Below are 8,736 nucleotides of genomic sequence, written 5' to 3'. Positions count from 1 at the left end.
AACTAAATGACGCACAACCTAACTTTCGCGCTCAAATTGACATGAGGCACCACGGGGGTGTGGCCGTCTTTCCGGGGACACAAACCACGCCTGTCATCGGTTTACGGGCAGGCGAGCTATTTCCGGGTGCGAATCCACAGGCGGTCGAATTCCCAAGCGGAGAGTTCCGCGGCGACTTCGCCGTCGCGTTCCATGCCGTGGAGCAAATCCCCGGCTTCGCGCAGCAGCGAAAGCGCCCAGCGGATAGTGGTTTCCCGGTCCGACCCGGCGGAATAAACCAGTTGCACCGCGCATTTTCGCAGGTAGCGAGCCCGCAAGAGCGGTTGTTCGCTGTACAAATCCGCGGCGCAGCCATAGAGCCCGGCGGCGCGGATACCTTGCAGGTCGCGCGCCGCCAAGTCCGCGGCGATGACCGTAAATTCTTGCTCCAGTTCCAGATTTTCGTGGCTTTGCGCCCAAGCCGACACTTCCTCGGCATATTCAATGCCTTTCTTGGCGCGCCCCATTCGCGCTAGCGAACGAGCCAGTATCGCTTTGATGCCGATGCGGCGGGTTTCTCCCAGATTCAGCTGGTCAAATAGTTGGAGGGTTTCGATGCCGTGGACGATGACGTCCTGATCCAGGTGCATTTCGGCGCTGATCTCAGTACGCGTGGCGCTCAGCAGGGCTTGTTGGAGCAGCAGACCCTCTGATTTAGCCTGCTGGGATAACGTTTTCACTCGCTCCAGCGCCGCGGCGAGGTCTCCGCTGTCCTGATCTAGGCTCAGGCGAAACATGCCAATAGTCATGCGGGCACCTTGCACGTCAGAAAATATCCCCGGGTTGCATTCCAAATCGTCAAGGAAAAACTGTGCCTGTTCCCGGTGTCCCTGAGCCAGGAATATTTTCGCTTGTAACAGCGCAGAATCAAGGCGAACGTGAGCCGAGCTGCCGGCCGCTTCGTCGCGAAGGATTTGGGCGGCTCGCAAATCCCCCAGTTCCAGCAGACTGGTTGCCAAAACAATCATCGATTCAGACTTTTCCCGCGAATCGGGGACTCTGATGAGGAACTTAATCAGCTGCGCCGCGGTGTCGGAAGCCTCTGCCGGGGGAATCTGGGGCAAGAGCAGGGCATGGGCTTGCACCAGGGCGTAGGTAGCGCCCTGCAAGTCGTCCAGGTGGTGGCACCACACCGCAACTTGCTTCCAAGTGGAGGCAGCCGCGCCGTTTTCACCGCGAGCCACCAGCATGTCTGCCCAAAGACGCAAAATATTCAGATTTTCTGTCTCGCTGCGATTGGGGCTAGGGGCGAAAGGCTCGGCTAGGGGGAAAGACTGCAGAGCATAGGCGAGCAGGCGCAAGCTGACGGAGTGGGACGCCGTGGCATACTGGTTGGCTAAATCCGGCAGCAGCAGCGTGGTATCCATCCGATTGACCATTATGCTTCGTCCTCCCTAGGCAAATCTGGCGGTAGCTGGGCACTTTCGTCAGACGCTACCGATGGCTGAGCACCCTCCTCGACCTCGGCCATCCAAGCGCGCAGTTCATTCCACTTGGCGAGTTCCGGGGCGGCGAGGCCGCGTTCTCCTTTCGGGGTGGACATCAACAGGGAGAGGGCTTCATCCATGAGGTCTTTCGCTAAGGACAGTGCGGTACGAGCTTCGATGGAATTAATATTCGGGGCAGTCTCGAGGTGTTTTAGAGTTTCAGCGTCCACTCTCGCGGCGGGGGTGTCTGCCGTGTGGGGAACTGCACAAGGTTCCTCGGAGGGCTTTTCGCGGGGAGGTTTCAGTCCGACGGTGGCCAAAATGGCCGCAGATTCTTTGCGGAGGAAACGGGCTTGCAGCGAAATTTCGCCGCCGGCGAGTTCGGCGCAAAAACCGTAGAGGTTCGCGGCGCGAGCCTGGTCCCCACTGATTCTGGCGGATTTCGCTCCCATTTCATAGAGCAGAATGGCGGTATCAACGTCCCCGTGCTCCCGCGCTCGGGTGCCGGCGATTTCAGCACAGTTGACGGCCTGAATGTGACGCCCCAAACTGGCCAAACTTTGGACCAAGACGATGTCCAAGGTTCGCACCACCTCGTTGTTGATGCCGAGATCGTGGGCTACGTCCAGAGCCCACGAAGCCAAATCAACTACGATTTCCAGTTTGTTCAATTCCACCAGGGAAGAAATCTGTTCCATCGCCGCAACGACCGCCATATAGGGCAGGTCGTAGTCGCGGCACAGGTCGGTCACAATTCTGAGGTGGTTAGCCGCGTCCACGTGACGGCCGATAGCCCGATACCAGGTCCCCAGGAACTCGCGCACCTCGACTTGCAGAGCCAGGGGATCCTCGGAATCACGCCCTAAGATAAGCTCGCCGAATTCTAAGGCCTCATCGATCTGCCCGCTGCAAGCCAACAACACGGCGTCAGCCAAGTCCAAACGGGCTTTGAGGGATTCTTTTTCGGGACAGATGACCCGAGCTTGGTCCAGGGTTTCCCGCCCATCGGCGTTGGCACCGATAAGGGCGAACCCGTGAACCAGATGGGCGAGGGTAGCGGTGGTCAAATCTGGATTTTGCGTCATCGCCGCGGGGTTATCCAACAGCAAATCCACGATGTCTCGCAAATCTTGACGAATTGCCCCTACAAAAGGCGAACCGTGTTCGGTGTCATCATCGAGACGGAAAGACCGGTCTACGTGCAGCTGCGCGAGAGCCGCCGCTTGAGACACAATATCGCCCGCCCCCGCGGCTTGGGTGGCGGCGAACTTAAAGATAGCCCGACACGCGCTGACATCCCCCAAAGCGTCCAAAATGGTCGCCCGCAATCGTAGGAACGAAATAGCGTGGTGGGGCGCCACCGCGCTGAGGGGAGCATTGGGAAAAGTCCGCAGCATCCGGTCAGCCAGACGCCATGCGTAAGAGCCGGTGGCATCTGTGTACGCTTCACACAGCTCATCCAGAGAATCTGGAACGGGAGGAAGGGTGAAACGTTGCATGAGGAAAGTTTATCCCGCCAACAGGGACAAATCGTCCAAAAGCGCGCGAGGTTTGTCCGAAACAGTAGCATCTACGAATTCATCAGCTCGCACCAGCCAGTTGCGCGCTGCGCCCAAATCGTTCAACTGCCAATAGGCTTGCACCAGGTAACACGCCAAACGCAGCGATTGACGATGATCATCAATTCGTTCACCAATTTCCAGCAGCAGTTCGCCCGTATCGATAACCGCGTTCCACTTCCCGGCCGCGGCCAGGAACGTCACCCGGTTTGCCCCCAGTACCAAGCGTTCCTTATCAACAGAGATTGCGGCCGGCAGCGCCGAAAAATCGACTAATTCCTCGAAAGCCCGCAACTGTTTCTCAACCGCAGCGGCCTGTGAAAAGTCCAGCAATCGAAACTCTGGAACGGGTTGGCGCAACCAGGACGGGTCATCTAGGTCGGGCAGCACCCATTCCGGACTATTTTCGCTCAAGCCCTGTTCAGCGAGCAGATTTTTCACACCAAAACGGGCGCTCAAAAGGTCTTTTACCGAAGCGAAAGAACACAGCGGGGCTTCGTGCAGGCTTTGAATGACCCGCGTGGACATGGTGTTGTTGGCGTTGCGGGAGTCAAAAGCCAGAGCAAGTTTCATGGCGACCGACTCCAGCCGGGCTTGTGCCAGCGCCAGGGTATCTGTCGGGTTGAGACTCTCGAAAGGAAGCCAGCGATTCGACCCGTTGATAGTAAAACCGAGGGGTGGCACTTTCGTGCCCGTCCCGATGAACGCCCCCACGGCTCGGGAGAGGAAAGTCGCCGCCGAACGGGTCGCCACCAGCAAATCCCAAGGGTCCTCGGGGTTAGAGAACCACTGCGCGTGGGTTTCCAGCAGCTCCAAACCCTCGGAAATGTTCCAAGTAGCCGCACAAAAACGCAGGTGAGAGGCAATGTCGCCGAGGTATTGGGACGTTTCGGTCTGGTGGCGGTAAGAGCGTTCGTGGGCGCGCCACGCCGCGTCGCCCTCGCCCGCCCAAGACAGCGGCAGCATCAAAAGGGGGTTGATGTCATCAGGTTGAATGCACTGCCAATCTGACTCGGCGCAGCGTTCCAATGCGTCGCGGTACAGGGAGAGGGCTTGGGGAAACTCCGAAGCGTTGACCGCCCAGGCGATGCGGGAACGAAAATGGTGCAGGGGACAGTCCGCTTCGTCACGGACCTCGCGAGGCACCTGTTCCAGAGCGGAAATAATATCGAGAGCTTCGCGAGCGGCTTCCCGGTGGCCTCGTCCCAGTTCCACCTGGTGACGGGTAATCCAGCGGGAACGCAAGGAAATACCCGCTTCAGTCGTGAAATATTCCATCCAAAAAGTCAGGTGCTCGAGTAGTTTCGCGTTCACGCCGGGGTGTCGGGCTGCCAGGGTGGGGATTTGCAGCATCTGCTGGGCAATGACCTGGTTTTGAGTCTGGTTGGGAACCATTTGGCCCTGCGCGACCTGCTGCAACACCCACGACAGAGTGGCTAAGGCGGATTCGGTGTCGCCGGATTCGAGAGCATCCCACACGAGTTCCAAGCGGACGGTAGTTTCCGTTTCGTCCAGGCCGTGTTTTTGAGCCAAAGTCGCCAGTTCCTCCAAGCGGTGCAGGCGCTCTAAACTCAAGGGTTCACCCAGGGCGGTTTCCAGATCATCGCCAATCTGCTTGGACAGAATCTCTGGATCCACTCCCGGAACGAAACCGTCGGACTCGAAAATGCTCATCAGCACCCATTCTTGCATATTCACGAGTTCCCCCGTCCGGTTTCCCGGTGTGTCACGCGCGCCGGGGCAACGCGCGCCGGTATGGTGAGTTTAACCGGGATAGTTTAAGGGGGAGTCTGTTGAGCATAACGTTTTCAGATGATGCTTACTCCTTCGACTCCGCATCGGATGATTCTGCCTCTTACAGTGCTGCGGTGTTAGCCACGCAGTTGATGAATGCGGCTTCGATCCCGCCAGGGCTGCCACGCACGAAAGCGACTTTGGACGTGGTGAGTGCGGCGCGTGACGCCGGCTACGATGACTTGCTGGCCGGGGCTGAAATTGAGCTGATTGGCTGCTATTTGGAAGGGCGTAACCCCGGTAAGGCACTGGAAGCATTTTCCTCAACGTTGACGCGTTTGCTGCACCGCCCGGAACTGTATGATTCACGCCAGCTGGAGCAGCTCGCCCGGTACTATCCCGACGTTATTGAAAGCGCTTGCACTCACCCCGACGTTCCCCTGTCACTGTTGAATCATTTACTGGCAGGTTTGCAGGCTTTCCAAGATAGCCTGGGACCCTCGTCAGCGGCCGGAGACTATTTACGCCATCGGATGCGGGAGGCGTTGGGGAACCCCGCTAGTGACCGGTATTTCTTGGACCGCGCTATTGACCGGATTACCCTGGCGGATCATCCGGCGCTGGGACGTGCGGTCGATATTTCTCAGGTAGAACTGGCTTGGGAACGCCACCCTGAACAGGCGCTGCAGGTTTCGTGGCGGATGTTGACTCATGAGCTTCCCGGTCCGCAAAAGGCGCGACTGCTAAGGGTTATGCTGCCCGGGCTGGTAGCCACGGATGCCTGGCAGGTCGCCTGGGAAGCGCACTTGGTGGCTTATGAATATGACCGCGAGGAATCCCGGCTTTCCGAGATTAGTGAACATTTCCGGTTCCTGGGGGTGGCGGGAATGTGGCCGCGCCTGCTCCTGCTGCTGGAGCGGCACCTGGGTTTAATCCGCCATACTCACGACCCGTGGGATTTGTTGGTTGGGATGCGCGCTATCATCGGGGCTTTGGAGTCTTTGGACTGGGCTGGATACGGGAGGTATTCCTTGAAAGTGTCGCTGGCTCCGACTTCGCGTTTCCACGAGATTCCCGCCTTGGTACACCCGACTGTCGCACAGGCTCGCGATTTGCTGGGCCAGGCAGCCGCCACTCTGGCGGCCCGTTATGACGAACGTAACGGCAATGTTGAGGTGTCGTCCTCTCTGGGGCTGCTGGATTCACATCCCCTACCTGACGGTCTGTTGCTGCAAGGAACCGAAGGGGACGCACGGTTCATGGCGCGGCTGCTGCGGGCGCGAGCACTGCTGGAATGCAACCAAGGATTCGACGCTTTGCTGCTGTTGGGAGGGCTGGAACAGACGAATTTCCCCTCCGTGCGGCGCCTGGGCCCCGAGATTCGGATGCTGACATCCCTGGCGCGGATGCAGATGTCGCATGACTCGGCCAGCGCCGCGGAATCATCGGCTGCTGGGTCCCACTCGGAATCCCAATCCGCCTAGCTTTGCCGCGGCCTGGTCAAAAGCGGCGTTAGTGCGGCTGTTCGCCCTGGAGTTTGTGGAGGAACTGGCGAGTGCGCTCCTGAGTGGGGTGGTGAATGAGCTGTTCCGCGGGGCCTTCTTCCAATACGGTCCCGCCGTCCATGAAAACGGCACGGTCAGCGACCTGGGCGGCAAACTCCATCTCGTGAGTGACGATAACCATCGTCATGCGTTCGTCAGCCAGAGAGCGGATAATGGCTAGGATTTCACCAGTCAGCTCCGGGTCCAGCGCGGAAGTCGGTTCGTCAAAGTACAGCATTCGCGGTTTCAACGCGAGCGCCCGGGCGATGGCCACGCGCTGCTTTTGACCCCCGCTCAGCTCGGAGGGGTAAGCGTTGCCTTTGTCTGCCAGGTTCATGCGCTCCAGGAGCTGTTGGGCTTCAGTGCGGACTTCAGCGGGATTGCGATGCTGAACTTTGATTGGGGCGTCGGTGAGGTTACGCATGACGTTCCAGTGTGGGAACAGGTTGAAATTCTGGAACACCAATCCGTAGTCATGCCGGAACCGTTTTTCATCACCGCTCGAGGTTTTTTCCCCGTTTTTCATGGTCAGAGCGGTTTCTCCGAAGTATTCGATGCTCCCGGAATCCATGTAGTCCAGGAAAGTGGCACAGCGCAGCAAGGTGGACTTCCCTGAACCGGAAGGGCCCAGAATCGCCAGGACCTCGCCCTGCTCGACCTGTACGCAGACACCCTTCAGGACTTCCAAATCGCCGAAGCTCTTGTGCATGTCTTTAATAGATAGTGCGGTGCTCATGATTCCCTGCTTTGCTGGTGACTGTTTCAGATTTGATACTTGCTGACGCGTTTTTCCAACTTGTTCATGGTCACGGCCACCACCATGTTAAAGACGTAATAGAAAATGCCGGCAGCGACGAAAGGTGCCATGGAAGCGGTGGTGGAGGCGTATTCCCTGGCGATAGAAAACATTTCCAAGAAGGAAATGACCTGGGCCAGAGAAGTGTCCTTGACCAGGGTGATGACTTCGTTAGTGATGGAGGGCAGCACCGTGCGAAACATCTGGGGCAACTTGATGGTATAGAAAGTGCGCTGCTGGGAATAGCCTAGGACAAATGCCGCTTCAGTTTGCCCTTGGGGGATAGCTTGGAAACCGCCGCGATAAATTTCGGCGAAATAGGCAGCGTAGTTGATTGAAAAGGCAATGATGGCAGCCCAGAAATTGTAAGACGCGCTGATAGGCACTTTGAACAGGTAATAGGGCCCGAAATAAACGACCATGAGCTGCAGCATCAAGGGAGTGCCGCGCATAATCGAGATATAGAACTGAACTATCCAGTTCAGGGGTTTAAAAGGGACCACCCGCCCGGCGTACACCAGTAATCCCAGGGGGAGGGAAATGACCAGTGTCAACGCGAACAGAATCACGGTCCGACCAAAGCCCAAGGCCAGTTCAGGAAGGAAAGTCCACTCGTTCATGTTGCATTCTAAAACTGAGGAGTTTTCGGTGCCGCTGACCGCTGTCCCGCGCTAAGAGGGACACCGAAAACTCAACTTTGGCTACGTTTACTTGGTGATGACGGCGTTTTCCAAGCCGTACTTCTGGGCCAGTTCCATGAACTTACCGTCCGCAATCATCTCATCCAGGGTGGTTTGTACCTGGTCGCGCAGGGCTTCGTTGCCGAGTTTGAAGCCCACGCCGTACTGTTCGGTCTGCACCGGCTTTTCCATGATGGTGAACAGTCCCTTCTTTCGCGTCTCCAGCTGGTAGTTGGCGACACCGATGTCCACGGCCACCGCATCGGCCGCCCCGGCTTCCAGACTCATGAACGCGTTGTTGTAGTCGGGAACTTTGTTCAGGGCTTTGAACGAAGCGAGCAAATCCTTGTTGGCTTCGTCCTCCAGGGCTGCCAAACCGGAAGAATCAGCCTGCACAATGACGGTCTTGCCCTCCAGAGCCGCGGCGTCTTTCAGGTTGTCCGCGCTGCGGGTTACAAAAACAATGGAGTTATCTACATAAGGTTTTGACCAGGTGTACTTGTCCTCGCGGCCGTTCATGGTGAAACCGTTCCACAAGCAGTCCACCGATCCAGAATCGAGTTGCATATCTTTGGCATCCCAGTCAATAGGTTTCTTTTCCAGGGTCCAGTCGTTGCGCTCCGCTACCTCGGCAGCTAGATCCAAGTCGAAACCGGTGTATTCTCCAGTCGTTTCGTCCTTGTAGCCGTAAGGCGGGAAGTTTGCGTCAAAGCCGACCACGAACTTGTCGCCCGCGCTTTTCGCGGTGTTGCCCCCTTCGGTGCCGGCGTTGTTAGATGAATCGCCGCCGCAAGCGGTCAAAGAAAAAGCTACGGCGAGGCCCGCCGCCAGGCTGACAATTTTTTTAAAAACCATTGTTTTTCCTTTAGATAGTGAAAATTGCTTTTGCCTTTCGCAGTCTAACAGTGTGGCCGCCGGGAATTAAACTGCGTCAAAAATCTGAAATTCCAAAACACG

General features: G+C 57.4%; 7 protein-coding genes. 1 reads left to right on the top strand and 6 read right to left on the bottom strand.

Annotated elements, in window-relative coordinates:
* Nucleotides 1–116: 116 nt before the first annotated feature.
* Genes RQ935_RS01940 through RQ935_RS01930 form a run of 3 tightly spaced genes read right to left on the bottom strand, consistent with a single transcriptional unit; the run spans nt 117 to nt 4,717 of the window.
* The gene (locus RQ935_RS01940) at nt 117–1,418 is read right to left on the bottom strand and encodes an exopolyphosphatase (protein WP_311496957.1); all 1,302 of its coding nucleotides are present in this window, start codon (nt 1,416–1,418) and stop codon (nt 117–119) included.
* Nucleotides 1,418–2,965, bottom strand: a complete 1,548-nt coding sequence (locus tag RQ935_RS01935) for a hypothetical protein (protein WP_297346601.1) — start codon at nt 2,963–2,965, stop codon at nt 1,418–1,420. Before RQ935_RS01935 ends, RQ935_RS01940 begins: the two co-directional genes overlap by 1 nt.
* A gap of 9 nt (nt 2,966–2,974) precedes the next feature.
* Nucleotides 2,975–4,717: a hypothetical protein gene (locus RQ935_RS01930; protein WP_311496974.1), complete on the bottom strand. Its 1,743-nt coding sequence runs from the start codon at nt 4,715–4,717 to the stop codon at nt 2,975–2,977.
* Between the two features lie 101 nt (nt 4,718–4,818).
* Here RQ935_RS01930 and RQ935_RS01925 point away from each other — a divergent pair, with 101 nt between their 5' ends.
* Nucleotides 4,819–6,243 carry a hypothetical protein gene (locus RQ935_RS01925; RefSeq protein ID WP_311496956.1) on the top strand — a complete coding sequence of 475 codons (1,425 nt, stop codon included), beginning with the start codon at nt 4,819–4,821 and terminating at the stop codon, nt 6,241–6,243.
* 28 nt (nt 6,244–6,271) lie between these two features.
* Here the strand turns inward: RQ935_RS01925 and RQ935_RS01920 are convergent, their stop codons facing one another.
* The 3 genes from RQ935_RS01920 to RQ935_RS01910 form a co-directional block, all read right to left on the bottom strand.
* Nucleotides 6,272–7,039, bottom strand: a complete 768-nt coding sequence (locus tag RQ935_RS01920) for an amino acid ABC transporter ATP-binding protein (protein WP_296182261.1) — start codon at nt 7,037–7,039, stop codon at nt 6,272–6,274.
* A 26-nt stretch (nt 7,040–7,065) separates the two neighbouring features.
* A complete protein-coding gene (locus RQ935_RS01915) occupies nt 7,066–7,719 on the bottom strand; it encodes an amino acid ABC transporter permease (RefSeq protein WP_295027130.1) in 654 nt (217 codons plus the stop codon).
* An 87-nt stretch (nt 7,720–7,806) separates the two neighbouring features.
* Nucleotides 7,807–8,634, bottom strand: coding sequence for a transporter substrate-binding domain-containing protein (locus tag RQ935_RS01910; RefSeq protein WP_295027127.1), 828 nt, complete (start codon nt 8,632–8,634; stop codon nt 7,807–7,809).
* Nucleotides 8,635–8,736 lie beyond the last annotated feature (102 nt).

It is taken from the genome of uncultured Mobiluncus sp. (assembly GCF_963511525.1).
Lineage (GTDB): Bacteria > Actinomycetota > Actinomycetes > Actinomycetales > Actinomycetaceae > Mobiluncus.
The sequence above is the reverse complement of the archived record's forward strand: the minus strand, read 5'-3'. Positions and strand labels throughout refer to the sequence as shown.